At 48.3% G+C, this 15,447-nt stretch carries 16 protein-coding genes; 7 read left to right on the top strand and 9 right to left on the bottom strand.

Annotation, left to right across the window (positions count from 1 at the left end):
* Positions 1–6 precede the first annotated feature (6 nt).
* From Q4488_RS16510 to Q4488_RS16485, 6 genes are all read right to left on the bottom strand, one after another.
* Positions 7–345, bottom strand: a complete 339-nt coding sequence (locus Q4488_RS16510; protein WP_303581587.1) for a P-II family nitrogen regulator — start codon at positions 343–345, stop codon at positions 7–9.
* Between the two features lie 309 nt (positions 346–654).
* On the bottom strand, positions 655–1,470 hold the full coding sequence (gene eutC, locus Q4488_RS16505) for an ethanolamine ammonia-lyase subunit EutC (protein WP_303581586.1): 816 nt from the start codon (positions 1,468–1,470) through the stop codon (positions 655–657).
* Between the two features lie 16 nt (positions 1,471–1,486).
* On the bottom strand, positions 1,487–2,872 hold the full coding sequence (locus Q4488_RS16500) for an ethanolamine ammonia-lyase subunit EutB (RefSeq protein ID WP_303581585.1): 1,386 nt from the start codon (positions 2,870–2,872) through the stop codon (positions 1,487–1,489).
* Between the two features lie 136 nt (positions 2,873–3,008).
* Positions 3,009–3,176 carry a hypothetical protein gene (locus tag Q4488_RS16495; RefSeq protein WP_303581584.1) on the bottom strand — a complete coding sequence of 56 codons (168 nt, stop codon included), beginning with the start codon at positions 3,174–3,176 and terminating at the stop codon, positions 3,009–3,011.
* An 11-nt stretch (positions 3,177–3,187) separates the two neighbouring features.
* Positions 3,188–4,540, bottom strand: a complete 1,353-nt coding sequence (locus tag Q4488_RS16490; protein ID WP_303581583.1) for an ammonium transporter — start codon at positions 4,538–4,540, stop codon at positions 3,188–3,190.
* Positions 4,541–5,000: 460 nt separating this feature from the next.
* Entirely contained in the window at positions 5,001–7,307 is a 2,307-nt protein-coding gene (locus Q4488_RS16485) for a DUF1989 domain-containing protein (protein WP_303581582.1), read from the bottom strand.
* A gap of 309 nt (positions 7,308–7,616) precedes the next feature.
* Here Q4488_RS16485 and Q4488_RS16480 point away from each other — a divergent pair, with 309 nt between their 5' ends.
* From Q4488_RS16480 to Q4488_RS16460, 5 genes are all read left to right on the top strand, one after another.
* Positions 7,617–8,780, top strand: a complete 1,164-nt coding sequence (locus Q4488_RS16480; RefSeq protein ID WP_303581581.1) for a sensor histidine kinase — start codon at positions 7,617–7,619, stop codon at positions 8,778–8,780.
* 102 nt (positions 8,781–8,882) lie between these two features.
* Positions 8,883–9,560, top strand: a complete 678-nt coding sequence (locus Q4488_RS16475) for a response regulator (RefSeq protein WP_303581580.1) — start codon at positions 8,883–8,885, stop codon at positions 9,558–9,560.
* A complete protein-coding gene (locus Q4488_RS16470; protein ID WP_303581579.1) occupies positions 9,560–10,342 on the top strand; it encodes a PAS domain-containing protein in 783 nt (260 codons plus the stop codon). The genes Q4488_RS16475 and Q4488_RS16470 overlap by 1 nt, the downstream gene beginning before the upstream one ends.
* 102 nt (positions 10,343–10,444) lie before the next feature.
* Positions 10,445–11,812, top strand: coding sequence for an NAD(P)-binding domain-containing protein (locus Q4488_RS16465; protein WP_303581578.1), 1,368 nt, complete (start codon positions 10,445–10,447; stop codon positions 11,810–11,812).
* 90 nt (positions 11,813–11,902) lie between these two features.
* Positions 11,903–12,253, top strand: a complete 351-nt coding sequence (locus Q4488_RS16460) for a cupin domain-containing protein (RefSeq protein WP_303581577.1) — start codon at positions 11,903–11,905, stop codon at positions 12,251–12,253.
* Between the two features lie 495 nt (positions 12,254–12,748).
* Here Q4488_RS16460 and Q4488_RS16455 read toward each other — a convergent pair whose 3' ends face one another.
* Positions 12,749–13,042 carry a type II toxin-antitoxin system RelE/ParE family toxin gene (locus tag Q4488_RS16455; RefSeq protein WP_303581576.1) on the bottom strand — a complete coding sequence of 98 codons (294 nt, stop codon included), beginning with the start codon at positions 13,040–13,042 and terminating at the stop codon, positions 12,749–12,751.
* A complete protein-coding gene (locus Q4488_RS16450; protein WP_303581575.1) occupies positions 13,042–13,281 on the bottom strand; it encodes a type II toxin-antitoxin system ParD family antitoxin in 240 nt (79 codons plus the stop codon). The genes Q4488_RS16455 and Q4488_RS16450 overlap by 1 nt, the downstream gene beginning before the upstream one ends.
* Positions 13,282–13,519: 238 nt before the next feature.
* Here Q4488_RS16450 and Q4488_RS16445 point away from each other — a divergent pair, with 238 nt between their 5' ends.
* Both Q4488_RS16445 and Q4488_RS16440 read left to right on the top strand, forming a co-directional pair.
* Positions 13,520–13,774 (top strand): type II toxin-antitoxin system Phd/YefM family antitoxin, encoded by a 255-nt coding sequence (locus tag Q4488_RS16445; protein WP_013663003.1) that lies wholly within the window; start codon positions 13,520–13,522, stop codon positions 13,772–13,774.
* On the top strand, positions 13,767–14,030 hold the full coding sequence (locus Q4488_RS16440; RefSeq protein ID WP_303581574.1) for a Txe/YoeB family addiction module toxin: 264 nt from the start codon (positions 13,767–13,769) through the stop codon (positions 14,028–14,030). The genes Q4488_RS16445 and Q4488_RS16440 overlap by 8 nt, the downstream gene beginning before the upstream one ends.
* 351 nt (positions 14,031–14,381) lie before the next feature.
* Here the strand turns inward: Q4488_RS16440 and Q4488_RS16435 are convergent, their stop codons facing one another.
* Positions 14,382–15,383, bottom strand: coding sequence for a transposase (locus Q4488_RS16435; protein WP_303581573.1), 1,002 nt, complete (start codon positions 15,381–15,383; stop codon positions 14,382–14,384).
* Positions 15,384–15,447 lie beyond the last annotated feature (64 nt).

Genomic DNA, 15,447 nt, shown 5'->3' with positions numbered 1-15,447 from the left:
TCTCTCCTACAATGCGAAAACACCGGATTCACCGGTGCGAATTCTAAAAACCTGTTCAGACTGTGAAATAAACAGCTTGCCATCACCAAAAAAACCGCTTTGAGCGATTCCAGATACCGCGTTAATAACGGGCTCTAGCAGCGCATCATCAATCGTCGCTTCCACCTTGAGCTTGGGTTTAAAATCAGCCAAGTACTCGGTTCCGCGATAATATTCAGTATGGTTATGTTGCTGCCCATAACCTTGCACTTCAGTAATCGTTAGCCCTCTCACGCCAAGCGATTGTAAGGCTGCCCTTACCTCGTCCAGAATGTGCGGCCTAATGATGGCGGCTATTAATTTCATCTGCTCTCCAGCCTTTTATATAGAGAATATAATATTCTTATTGGGAATATGTAAGATTCGTGCCAACATTTTTTTATTATTAAAAATCAATTACTTAATTAACTAAACAGGCAATCACACTTGACCAAACGCACCTTTATGAAGCGTTGCACCAGCTTGAATCACTCCTCGCGCACTAATCTATAACATCTTGCTTAACGCATAAAAAAAACCAACAACATCGGAGGCGATATTGCTGGTTTTGGGGGAAGAAGGTTTAATCATCAGCTCATAGCGCACCCTAGACTCACGGCACGCAGTAACTGACGTTCACGGCAGCAAAAAATTCTTATGGGTATTCACCTTAGCTGCGCTAACCGACTGATCTTTAAGGGTCACACCCGAACATTTCAAACGCATAGATTCATCAATCAACCAAATTAGTTTGTCGGTGGCCATAGTAATACTCATGCCTGCAGGGCGTACATTAGAGATGCAGTTTCGCTGCGCATCCGTTAAACCAACGCGAGGCTGATAAGTATAGTAAATCCCCAGACTGTCCGGCGAGCTAAGCCCGGGACGCTCCCCCACCAACAGAATCAGTAATTCAGCGCCCAACCGTTCACCGATTTCATCGCCCACCGCAACACGCCCTTGTGTAACCAACGTCACCGGCGCCACACTCAAGCCTCGATTTTTCAGGCGACCGAGCACGGCATCCGCCATTGCCACCGCATGCTGCTGCACCGCCATCGACGATAGACCATCGGCGATCACCAGAGCCACGCTGCACGCTTGCGGATGCTGCTGGCGATATGTCTGTAACGTATTCGCTGAGGCGGAGCTCAGTCGCCGCCCTAAATCGGGGCGCTGTAAATATTCACTCCGATCCGCCGCTTGACTATGCAACCTAAGGGTCTCATAACCCGCCGTCTGCAACTGCTCGACAAGAGGCTCAACTTGAAGCGCCAGATGCACCGCATCGCGAGCACTGGCATGATCCATCTGAAACGCCAATAGAGCCTCCGTTGGCACGCTAACACCGGCTCGTCCCTGAGCAATCCGTGCATCGGTATAACGTCGCAATGCCTGCCAAGGATTTTCATTAACGATGGACTGTTGCTGAATTTTTTGCGGCGTTTTCATGGCAAAGGCCCCGTATTTACGACAATGATTGCAATAGATGACTGAACTGATCTGGCATCCGTTTAGCCAATTTTCCCGAAGGCTGAGTAATACCGACCTGTTGTAACCAGCGATCAAATTCCGGTGCGGGCCTTAGCCCTAGCACTTCGCGAACATACTGCGCATCGTGAAACGAGGTCGTTTGATAATTCAGCATAATGTCATCCCCTCCCGGTATACCCATGATGAAATTGATACCGGCTACCGCCATCTGCGTTAGCAACATATCCATATCATCCTGATCCGCTTCGGCATGATTGGTGTAGCAAATATCACAGCCCATCGGCAAGCCTAACAACTTGCCACAAAAGTGATCTTCTAACCCGGCACGAATAATCTGCTTACCATCATAAAGATACTCGGGGCCGATAAAGCCAACCACCGTATTCACCAATAACGGCTCAAAATGGCGCGCCACACCATAAGCCCGCACCTCACAGGTCTGCTGATCCACACCATGATGGGCATTGGCCGACAGCGCACTGCCCTGACCCGTTTCAAAATACATGACGTTATTACCGACACTGCCCCGCTTGAGTTCACGTGCCGCTTGATTGGCTTCATCTAGCAGCGCTAGATTAATACCAAAACTATCGTTAGCGGCTTGCGTGCCGGCAATCGATTGAAACACCAGATCAATCGGCACACCGCGATTAATCGCTTCAATCTGATTGGTCACATGCGTCAATACGCAGGACTGTGTGGGTATCCCATAATGCTGAATAATATCGTCGAGCATCTTCAGCAGATCGGTCACTGCACTATAATTGTCCGTCGCAGGGTTAATACCGATAACCGCATCACCACTGCCATACATGAGGCCGTCCAGAATACTCGCGGCCACACCCGCCGGATCATCGATAGGATGGTTAGGTTGCAATCGGGTCGATAACACCCCTTGACCGCCCAGCGAGTTACGAAACGCGGTCTCATTGCGGCATTTTGAGGCAACCAGTATGAGATCCTGAACGCGCATCAACTTGGAGACGGCCGCAACCATCTCTGGCGTCAATCCCGGCGATAACTGCTTCAGACTATCACTCGTTGCTTGATCAGATAACAACCAGTTACGAAAATCCCCTACCGTCAGATGAGCGATCGGCAGAAACGCTAGGGCATCATGACTCTCCACAATCAGTCGACTGACTTCATCGATTTCTGCAGGAATCACCTGTTCATTTAAAAATACCTTCAACGGCAAATCAGCCAAAGCAATCTGCGCCGCAACGCGTTCTCGCGTCGACTCGGCGGCCAATCCCGCCAAGCAATCACCGGAACGTAACGGTGTAGCCTTGGCCAATAACGTTTTTAAATCATCAAATTGCCAGTGTTGTTGGCCTGCTGTCGCGGAATAACGAGTCATAAGAAGGCATACTCCACACAAGGTACTTTTAAATAAATAGGATAACGCTTTATGAAAACCGTATATAAATAAGTTCCGAAGCGACGTAAGCCGCTCCGGAACACTTTCTTGACCTATCGTAAAGATAGTCGGACGTTTATTTATAATCGATATAAGTGTGGTTTTCGTGCAACACACTCGCGACTACAGCACCCGCAGTAACCAACACCGCCAAGCCTAAAATAAGCATCATTGCTGATGGGCTATCCGCGAAGGTAAAGTACGCTTCAGCGCCTTCCCAAGTAGTAATTGGACTTGAATTCATAGTCATTCTCCTTAAGCATTTGCAGTAATTTTAGTAGCCGGCACTTCAGATGTAGAAGAGTATGCAGGCACTGATTCTGGATATGCTTCCAGAGGTACTTCAACAATATCGAGACCCATCTCTTCAGCCTTAGGTGGCACCCGCAAGAAGTTCATTTTCGCCATCACGTATGACAGACCAAAACCTGGCACAAAGCCCAGCAGAGCCATCACAGCCGCACTCATCAACTGACCGGTGAAGGAAACATTAGGCGCTCCTTCGATAACATTCGGGAAGCCGCTAGCGAACACACCCAGACCAATAAGTCCGATCAGACCGCCAACACCATGCACCGCAAACGCACCCACGGCATCATCAACTTTGAACTTATTGGTGATGAACTTATCGGCTAACGGTGCCACAACACCGCCGGTGATACCCAGTAGGAAGGCCAGTGGTGGATAGTAAAGATCCAAACCTGGAGCAGCAGAGAAGATACCGGCCAGTGCACCTGACATCATCCAGAATGGCTGACGAGTCACAAAGTAAGCACCGATAATACCGCCAGAGAAAGCCATCAACGTATTGAAACTCACGGCTGACAAGGTAACTGAAGTACCAAAGATAGTGGTCCACTGAGCGCTACCGGCGTAGATCATGCAGCCGCCCAGGAAGCCAAAGAAGCCCACGATAATCAGCATCAGACCAATGATAGTCATCGGCATGCTATGGCCTTTAATATCGACCGGCGTACCATCGGCCATGAAACGACCAATACGAGGCCCAAGGTTGATAGTTACACCCAGCGCGAAGAATCCAGCAACCATGTGTACACAGCCGGCTGCACCAAAGTCATGGAAGCCCCACTCAACAGTCAACCAACCGGTTGGATGCCAACCCCAAGCAGCCCCGAGAATCCAAACAACCGATCCCAGAATAATCGCTAGAATAAGGAACGAGCTCATCCGAATGCGCTCAATCACGGCACCCGAAAAGATCGATGCAGTGGTCGCCGCGAAGAGCACAAACGCACCCCAGAAGATGCCGCTGGCATTATCACTCAGATTCGGCCCCATATTGGTCGACCATGGCAGACCTGCCGCAGCCGCTTCAAAGTCGGGAACAAAACCGTTATACATCGCCAGGTAGATCCACCAGCCGAAGAAAAAGAACGTCGGGATAATAAAGGCAAATGCCAAAATATTTTTCACACCGGAAGCCAGTGCGTTTTTCAGGCGGGATGCACCCATTTCATACGCCAAAAAGCCTGCATGGATAATCACCATCAAGCCGGTACACCACCAATAGAATACTTCCATATTGATGGTACCCGTCATCTCAATCAGAGTTTGTAACTCTGCTAGTGTAGGGGCTGTCTGCTCCATAGTTGGAAACCTCTCATCTGTTAAATTTTCTATTGTTCCGCTGTAGAACTGTTAGTTAAGCCGTTAAATTTTATTTATCATTAGTAAAGTTTATTTCCCAACAGGAAATGCATTTTCTATACCAATACGGCCTTTTATCTCTTTAAATCAACTACTTAGATAATACTGACTCTGATTTACTACACTATCCTCATTATTTAATTGACCTTAAATGAGGCATTGCACCAAAGAGGCTCAATATCTTCGATGAGCAATGATGTGGCAGAGTTAACTAAACCTCAGCGTCTATCACCGCATCATCGACATAGCGATCTTCACCACCTCGTGAGCAACTGCATCACCCCCCCAATTACTACGACTCATCCTTCGCCGCGGCGCAATGAATACGCCCTTAAAACCCTACTCACCGACAGCGCGGTTGCGCATTACAACCTCGCTCCCTGTGAGCTTTCTGCTCTCCTTAACTTCTCACTCGACTTCTTTCTGGATCGTAGAACGGTAACGTCGTGATACGCACCGGAATTCGCTTACGCTGACCATCCAGCTGCCCGACTTCCAGCGCCGTGCCCGCCTCGGCAAACTGCGGCTCAACACGACACAGGGCTATCTGGCTTTTCAGACTCGGTGAATAGGTCGCGCTGGTGACCACGCCCACCGGAAAGCGACCATTGAAGATTGAATCACCATGACTAACGGCTTCTTGGCTATCGATCATCAGACCCACCAGTTTTTTCCGACTGAGTGGGTTTTGCGCAGCGATGGCCTCTCGGCCAACAAAGTCATCGGTCTTGGTTTTCATCGGCACGGTAAAGCCAATACCCGCTTCATAAGGGTTGGTTTCGGCGCAGAATTCGTGTTCAGCAAAAATAAGGCCTGCCTCAATACGCAACATATCCAAGGCATCAAACCCCAGCGGGGCAATCCCGTACGGTTCGCCTGCTTGCCAGATCGTGTCCCATAACTGCTCACCCTGATCTGGATGACACCACACCTCAAAGCCAAGCTCGCCGGTGTAACCTGTACGCGATACCATGACAGGCATACCCTCTGGACCTCCCACACGACCGGTCATAAAGCGGAACCACCCCAGCTCAGCGACAGGCGTACAAGACTCGGCATTCCAGATAATCTGCTCTAGCAGTTTACGACTCTCAGGCCCCTGCACCGCCACGTTATGGATCTGATCGGTGGATTCTCTCACCTGAACCTGCCAGCCGTTCTCGGCGGCGAGTTGTCGTAACCAAATACCGCAATATGAATCCCCACAGATCCAACGGAATGCATGCTGTCCCATCCGAAACAACGTACCATCATCGATCATCCCGCCGGTGCTATGACAAACCGCCGAATAAACCACTTCGCCGATGGACATACGTGCAACGTTGCGCGTCAAGGCATACTGCAATAGGGTTTCGGCATCAGGACCTAACACCTCAAACTTTCTCAAAGGCGTCAGATCAATCATCGCCACCCGCTCACGGCAGGCTAAATATTCGGCTCGCGCACCGTAATTCTGATATTCCGCCGCCACCCAGTAGCCTCGGTACTCAGTAAACTGTTTTGTCAGGGCTGATGTGCGGCCATGGAAACCGGTTGGCTTAGTCATACGGGGTTGTTCCTCTGGTGTAATTCGGTATCCCACTGAGCGCGGAAACTCACAGTTTTTCGGATAGATGCGGACATGAATATCGGTTGGATTCCAGCCATTCGCCGGATCAATATCGTCGGGACAGGCCGATGAAGCACAGATTAAATCCCTGCTAGCCCGCAACAAGACATAATCACCGGCACGCGACCAAGGCTCTTCAAAAGCAATCGTGCCGCAGTCGCCTGCACTGGTATTAAAAAAGAAATTAATCGCCGGCCAACCCGCGCGAGCGGCGATGCCATATTGACTCAGGCTGCGGTTAAAATTATCGGTACAATTAAGGTGACCAAAATAGCCACTGTCTTCGTAATACTTACTATTACACGCAAACAGAAAACTATCGTGATGCCCAACAGTATCCTGCACGACCTCCAACATGGTTTGCTGACGTGTATCGGCCAGCTTCGAATGCAATCCAGGCTGCGGTAGTGTCAATCCATTCAAGGTCCGAGTGGCGACGGCATCCAGAGCAACCTCATTGCCTTGCGCCAACGCCACAGCATCAAATGCAATGAAATCACTACACTGCTTGCCTTCAACATCGATAATTTGAATCCACTCGCCCGCCTTAACCTCATAGCTCTGAGCACTGCCACGCGGCACGCGAAATTCACTCCGCGGTGCCGCCAGTGGCAGCGGTAGATCCGCCTCAGCCGTGGTAAAATGCGCCACCTGCAAAGCGGTCACCGGTGTTTGCTCGCTCACCTGCATATCTTTACCGCAACACAGCACCACCATGGTCACCGGTTCACTCACAGCAAACTCTGGCAACGCCTCAGCCGCACAACAGTGAACGGTTTTTAATGCCGCCTCAGTCACCCCCCAAACCCGCAGTAACTCATTTAAACGCAGTCCAGACGCACTCTGCTGAGCCCGTTGCGCTTGCGTATTAACCGCTTCACTCAGTGAATAGTTATCTAGTGGAGAGTCGGCTACGTTACCCGCATCATCAATAAACAGCAGCTCACAGCCTTGCTGTAAATCGGCCGATGTAATACAGACTCGATCCCCCGCGTGCAGCTCGAGTCGAAGTGCGTCCTGCCCCTCAACTCGATATAATCGAGGTTGTTCGCTCGCGACATAATCACATGTCTGAGCCTGTTGTTGCTGAATCGTCATAGCGTTACCTCGTTAATCTTATCGATAAAACCTATCACTCAATTTCACCCAGATTAGATACATTTCCAGCGCTATATAAGTGCGCTTCCAAGCCATTCAGAGCTAATTTGGTGCACCTAAAGCACCCCATTAATGCCTAAATTTAATTTCCTGTAGGTTAAAAATATTTACTCATAGTGATTTAAGGCACAATGCTCAGGAAGGGGTAATCCATTATGAGTATTCTCTCTAAATGGCACAGAACCTGCTTAATTAACCGTATAACGAGACGTTTCCCTATCCCGGCAAACGCGCTGTAAGGAGGTTAAAATGGCTATATCCATCCCCCTGTGGTTACTCAACTTTCCTCAACTGTTACGCGAGCAACGTCAACAGCAGGTAAAGCAGAAAAACGACATCGATGCACCCGCACTAACGCAAATTGTGGTCGATCTGGCTTGCAGTGATGATATTGAGCAAAGTTTAGAACGCTGCCTCGATCAGTTGCAGCGCTATCTGCGCTTTCATCTTGAAGCGGATATTTACCTCATCGGGATGCCCACCCCTGACAAACACAAACTTCTCCATACAGGCACCGTGACACCTCCCATGGGCCTTGCGGCACAACTGCGTTACCAACTCACCGAACACAGCATCCAAGACGCCAACGAGTTACGCTATAAACTGCCCGGCAGCACGCTGTCTATTCACGCGCTGCAACTCTCGCTAGAAGCTGCCGACAGTGCTGGCTGGATAGTGCTATGTTTCAAGGACCGATTACCCAATAGCGAACAGATTAATCAATTATCAGCTCCCGTCGTCGAAGCCCTCAGCAGCGGTATTAATGGCTGGAGCCGACAGCAATCACGTATCAATGCCGCTGTCAGTTCTGAAAAAGCGGCACATGCCGCCGAACTCCATGATTCGATGGCACAGATTCTTGGCTATATGCGCATTAAGGCGTCTCGCCTGGCCGCCCAATGCAAACACACTGCCGAACCCGAGCTGGCCAAAATCAGTGAAGACCTATCTCATCAAGCTCAATGTGCGTATCGTCAAACCCGTGAATTGATTGCCTGCTCACGACTCTCCATTGAGCAGGGCCTATTAGTGGAATCGATCACGCAGGCCATCGCTGAGTTTGAACAGCGTTGCGCGATGGTGTTTGAATTGGATAATCGAGTCGGCAAACAATTACTCACCGAAGATGACTCGCAAGCGCTGTTCATTATTCGTGAAGCACTCAACAACATTGTGCGCCATGCCCACGCCAGCCATGCACGGGTACAGTTACTGCGTCAGAAAGATGGTTCGGTGCGTATTCGTATCGAAGATAACGGCAAAGGCATCAGTGCCGATCAAGCGCGCCAAGACAGCTTTGGTATGAAAATAATGCAAGAACGGGCCACACGTATACACGCTAACCTGTTTATCCTACCGCGAGTACAAGGCGGTACTCGAATAGATCTGATTATCCCAGCAGCCAAGCCCTAAGCGCTTGATTGCTAGTTAGGCTTACCCGTTAAGATAACGACAGCCACACAACGCATGGGCATTAACCATCGCCCATCAACTAGGCTTATAAATGAAGTGCTTATGAATACAAATAAGATGACCGATGTGGTAATTGTCGATGATCACCCGCTGTTCCGCCGCGGCGTGGTCGAACTGCTCAACGATAGTGGTGAGTTCAATGTTTTAGCTGATTTTGAAGGCGGCCAACAACTACTTGAAGCGCTCGATGAGCTCAGCCCAGAACTGTTGCTATTAGATATGCATATGCCTGAACTGTCTGGGCTACAACTCTTCAACGAGTTGAAGCTACGAGGCGTACAACAAAAAATCATTTTTCTCACCGCCTCCGATGACAGCAGCGAACTGTTTGCCGCGATTTCTGCGGGTGCCAATGGCTACCTTTTGAAAGACTCCTCACCGGAACAGATCATTAATGGTTTGAAAGATGTCATGCAAGGCAATATCGCTATCGATAATACCGGTGTCACGATGCTGGCTCAGCACTTAAGAAAGGAGGAAGAACAGCCTCAAAGTGTCGCTTCAACCCAACATGCCGATCTCACCGAGCGTGAACTACAAACGCTGGAATTAATTACTCGCGGCATGAGTAACAAGCTAATCGCTCGCGAACTGGGTATCAGTGATGGCACCGTTAAAGTCTATGTAAAAAATTTACTGCGCAAGCTAAACGTCAACTCCCGTCTTGAACTGGCCGCGTGGGCGCATGCTAATCAACCCCTGCCAGAAAGCGAGCGTTAATGATGACGGTCCTTAATCTATTTCGTCGCCCCAAACGAGCGCTACCCGCCCTAACGGAGGTGCTGGATAGCTTGGCCGATGCGGTGTTAGTATTCAACGGACAGCTAGACATCCATTATGTAAATGCCTACTGGAAAACCTTAACTGGCTACTCGCAAAAAGAATCCATCGATAGCTGTTTTAGTGATTATATCCACCCGGAAGATCACCGTAATTGGATGACGTTTAGCCAACGAGCGAGCCAAGAGCGTCTCAGTCAATGTCTTTGGTTTCGCCTGATCCGCAAAGACGGTGAAGTACGCTGGTGTGAAATACGCTTACAATCCTTACATACCGATCAGCCCTCACCACTCACGGCCACTCTCTGCGATATCACCCCACAGGTGCGTAGCGACGAAATTAAAAAAGCCAATCATCGCAGCCTATCGGGGCTCGTTAACCGCTTACCGGGCATGCTCTACCGAGGCCGTAACGATACCCGCTGGACCATGGAGTACGTCAGCGAAGGCTGTTTAGGCCTAACCGGATTCAGCCGAGAACAATTACTCAATCAAACGCAGCTATCTATTGGCGCGCTCATTCACCCTAACGATGCTGGCCGTGTTTGGGAAACGGTGCAACATGCGTTACAGCAACAACAGTGCTTCGAGCTGTACTATTCATTACTGCATGCCGATGGCCACTACCGACAAGTGTATGAAAAAGGCCAAGGCATCTACTCGTCAACCGGCGCGGTACTGGGCATCGAAGGCATTATTTTAAATCTCAATACCACGGAGTAACCCCTGCTACCCCTTTTGATGTATCCACTCTGAGGAATTTATTCAAAGTCATTTCCTGCATAACCTGAAAGCAAGTGAGTACTAATCATCAGGAGATCACAAATGACAAAGCGAGTTGCAATCATCGGTGCGGGTCCAAGTGGCTTGGCACAACTTCGAGCCTTCCAATCAGCACAAGCAAAGGGCGCAGATATCCCCGAGATGGTCTGTTTTGAGAAGCAAAGCGATTGGGGTGGTTTATGGAACTACACTTGGCGTACCGGCTTAGATGAGCACGGTGAGCCGGTCCATGGCAGCATGTATCGTTATCTCTGGTCTAACGGCCCGAAAGAGTGCCTCGAGTTTGCCGATTACAGCTTTGAAGAACACTTCGGTAAAGCGATCGCCTCTTACCCGCCACGTGAAGTTTTATGGGATTACATCAAAGGCCGCGTCGAAAAAGCCGGTGTTCGTGACTATATTCGCTTTAACACCCCCGTTCGCACCATCACCTTTGATGACAGCACCAAGCTGTTTAGTGTCACGGTGCATGATCACAATACCGACACCGTCTACACCGAAGAGTTTGATTATGTCGTCTGTGCATCGGGTCACTTCTCGACCCCTCGAGTCCCTGAATTTGAAGGGTTTCAGAAGTTCGGCGGCCGTATCATGCACGCCCACGATTTCCGCGATGCATTAGAATTTAAAGATAAAGACATCCTATTAGTCGGCTCTAGCTATTCAGCCGAAGATGTCGGTTCACAATGTTATAAATACGGTGCGCGTAGCATTACCAGTTGCTATCGCAGTGCGCCGATGGACTTTAAATGGCCGGATAATTGGGAAGAAAAACCGTTATTACAACGGGTTGATACCGATACCGCCTACTTTGCCGACGGCACTAGCCGTAAAATCGATGCCATCATCCTCTGTACCGGCTATCTACATCACTTCCCCTTCATTGATGAATCGCTGCGCCTAAAGTGTGATAACCGCCTCTGGCCACTGGATCTCTACAAAGGCGTTGTTTGGGAAGACAACCCACAGATGTTCTATCTCGGCATGCAAGATCAGTGGTATACCTTCAACATGTTTGATGCACAAGCTTGGTATGTTCGTGACATCATCATGGGTCGTATCGATCTGCCTGAAACGAAAGAAGAGATGTCCGCCAACAGCATGGAGTGGCATAAAAAAGAAGACACCCTCACCACCGCTGAAGAGATGTTCACCTTCCAAGGTGACTATATTCTCGAACTGATTGAAGCCACCGATTACCCCACCTTCGATATCGAGGGCGTACGTCAAACCTTCTTAGAATGGAAACACCATAAGAAGGAAGACATTATGACCTTCCGCGATTACTCTTTCCGCTCGTTGATGACCGGTACGATGTCCCCTCCCCACCACACCCCTTGGATTGATGCCTTAGATGATTCGTTAGAGGCCTATCTATCGGACACCAGTGAAGTTAAACAAGCCGTTTAAATACGCACAATCGTAGGGTCGATCATTGATCGGCCCTACAAAGACTTCAGTTTTGCATCTTTGGAACACGCTCAGGAATAGGAATACTGTATGACTATGGTCAGTAAAATAATCGATAAAACCGTCGAACCGATCACGGAAGACCTTGAAGGCTGGGAAAAACTCGAGGGCAACCCCTCGATGACCACTTGGATAGAATACACCAGCCCCGATGGCGCGATGATTACCGGTTGTTGGGCCGCCACCACCGGCACCTACCGAGCCACCTACGCTAGCTGGGAATTCATTCATCTGATTGAAGGTGAAGTCATCGTCACTCAAGATGGCGAAGCTCCAGTAACACTGATGCCCGGCGATGCCTTCATGGTGGAAGCCGGCTTTACCGGCACCTGGGAAATCATCAAACCCGTCTTCAAGCACTTCGCGATTAAATTAAAATAACTCTATCGCCAAGCTCTCATCCCCCAAAGGCGCTATCTAAAAGCTATTGCCCTAGCGCGTAGCGGATCAAGTGGCCCTTGCTCGAAAAGCCTCTATCGCACGGGATAACCCAACCATGCGATAGAGGTGGGATGAGCACACATCTATCCAGCCCCATCGCCAAAACGTTCAGTGGCACGATCTAGCCACGTAAAAAATCCGCTGTCCAAAGTGGGCATTGAAGTGCCGAGCCTCAATCGCGGCTTCGCCGCTAGCTAGTGGCTCTAACGTCGCTAAGCGACTCGCAAAAAAGCATCGCTTAGGAAGGTGCGAATAAGTCAATTACGCCTCTAGCTAACAGAGAAGCTGGAGAAATAGTATGCCCGCACGCTTTTCTGGAAGGGAATCGTCAAACGATGGAAGGTTTAAGAATGAAATCAGTTGTTTACAAGCAGAAGCCCAGTGAGTTCTCACCAATATATTAGGTACTCACACGAATAAGCTGTTATATTTTTCTCATAATGCACGGTTTACATCCATGCTTTTATGTAAAATACGAACAATCAATATTTGATTTTCTTTGTGATCCTTATAGTAGATTACATGACTGGCTTGAGGATATTTACTATAGCCTTCTCTTATGTAATCGCAACGAAGTCCAATTTCAGGCTCGTCTGCCAACAATTGAAATGAACTATCTAATACTTTTAAGTAGTCATTTCGTTGAGCCTGTCCCCAAGTCGTTTGAGTGTATTTTGCAATTTTGATTAAGTCTGATTTTGCTTTAGCAGATAATACAAACTTATTCATTAGTGGTTATCTTTATCAAGCTCAGCGATAAGAGAGTCGTAACTGTAATCGACTGTGCCACTTTGTTCTCCTTGAACAAGCATGTTACGTAAATTATGTAGTTTGGCTTCCTGGTCTTCTAGAGCTCGCAAGCCAGCACGAATAACTTCACTCGCAGATCCATAGCGTCCAGAGTGTAGTTGTTGGTTTATGAATTGATCAAAGTGATCACCTAAGGTTACGCTAGTATTTTTAGCCATAATTTTACTCTTTTAGCTTGTACCAATATATATTGGATTATGGTATAAAAAATATAACAAGGCAATTAAGTCGGACAAACAACAGTTGGCTTTTGTTCGTACCTCACAAAGTATAGCCAGTTACTTTTTGCCACTTATTGCGGCGTTAGCTGCCACGGCAAAGTCATGCACAACATTCTGTACATGTACTTAGTTTTTAACTAAACTTGTTCCATATACTGTACAAGTGAGGTGCAAAATGAGAATAGTCTCTTTTACCGAAGCCCGAAATGGCTTAAAAGCCGTTTTGGATAATGTAATTAACGATGCGGATACGACTGTAATTACTCGTCGTGACTCTGAAGATGCTGTTGTAATGTCATTGGATTACTACAACAGCCTTATGGAAACTGTTCATTTACTTCGTTCTCCAGCGAATGCTGAACACTTAAATCGTTCAATTGCACAGTTTAAAGCGGGTAAAACGACCCAGCGAGAACTTATTGATGAGTAACAGGCTATTATCATGGACTGATGAAGCTTGGAATAGTTACGTCTATTGGCAGACTCAAGACGAGAAAACCTTGAAACGCATCGATAAGCTAATTACCGATGTTAAGCGCTCTCCGTTTGATGGCATTGGAAAACCGGAACCCCTTAAAGAAAACCTTTCTGGCTTCTGCTCTCGCAGAATAGATGATACTAATCGTCTGGTATATGCCGCAGATGATACAGCAATTACGATTATCTCGTGTCGTTATCATTACTAGTAGGTGGCAGCTAATCGGGTAGCCGAGGGTCTCCCTCAGCCCCCACAACACCCTGCATGCGGATCCGCACAGGGCGTTTCACTGAGAATGGTGAAGCTTGATCCATCCATCGCCCAATTCATAAAGCCCCTGATGGACTATGGTGGACTATCGAAGGTGGACTATCGGACAGGCATATAAAAACCTATGCAATCTAAACCCACGGTAACCCTCCCCTTTTTCTCCACTACCACATGCTAAGGCCTTGATAGACTAACAACTATCGATAATCGGCCAGTCATTCATGTTTTTAAAACAAGCTAATCCCTAAGGATATTTCCTCACCTTTTTTGCTGCTGTGTAAAGGTTACATTAGGGCAAAAGTCTTTTTAAACGACTTGCCCCGGTTATAAATCGCCGGTGATGTGCTTGAGTATAATCTGCTATACAGGCAGCCCCGCCTAACACGGTTGCCATGTGTATGCCTTTAGACGTCATCGCATCTAACCAGGCATCGGGATTGATATTTAAACGCTCTAAGATTGGTGGCACCACTTCTGCTATAAAGCCTCGCTTATCATCCCGTATCGCTCGTCCAGTTACATCCACCAACTCAAGATAATCATGCAGGTCATAACCAATACAGGCTAAGGTTTGAGTGGTTGGATCAAAGGGTTTCAATAGAAGATTGATAGGACGTTCCTGTTGGGCTACTGAGGTCTTACAAGTCGACTTTCTTCTCTCTGCGATTCGGTTCTGAACCGAGGTGTAATCGGAGGTTTCCGGAGTCTCAGCCAGCGTCGCACGTATCGGATTAAGGTCGACATAGGCCATACAGGTTAACAGTGCTTTTTCATCCAGCAGTGCCTGACTTTTAAAACGTGATTCCCAGAAATGCCCCCTACAGCTGTCTTCCTGATTGGCTTGTCGGGCAATGTGTTCATTCAGGCTACGCATAAACCAGCTGATATCCGCTAACCTTGATCGCCATTGTTCAGCGATAGCAGAGACAGCTATGTATTCAGCTTTATCTAACGCACTACCTTGACGGTAACGTTGAATCAACACGGGGCCTTTGTAGAGCCTACACCATGCATTAATGACTTCATCCGTTGTCATGGCGGCTGCTCGTTCCTCATTAATACACAAAACCAGGTGGTAATGATTCGACATCACCGCATAGGCACAAATATCAATACAAAAGACTTGTTGTAACTTAAATAAACGATCTATCACCCACTGTCGGCGATGTTCGTAACTACGTTGAGTGTATGGGTCGTGACCACATAAGAAGGCCCGACGGACACAGCGGGCAATGCAATGGTAATACGGGGTATCCGCAGTCGATATGATCTGACGTCTTGCTCGAGTCATGATGTTTTCCTCTACATCCGTGTTGAGGTTAAAAATTCAGTATAGATTAAATCCTAAAGTTTAT

The sequence above is a fragment of the Amphritea sp. 1_MG-2023 genome (genome assembly GCF_030547545.1).
In the GTDB taxonomy this organism is placed as follows: domain Bacteria; phylum Pseudomonadota; class Gammaproteobacteria; order Pseudomonadales; family Balneatricaceae; genus Amphritea.
The sequence above is the reverse complement of the archived record's forward strand: the minus strand, read 5'-3'. Positions and strand labels throughout refer to the sequence as shown.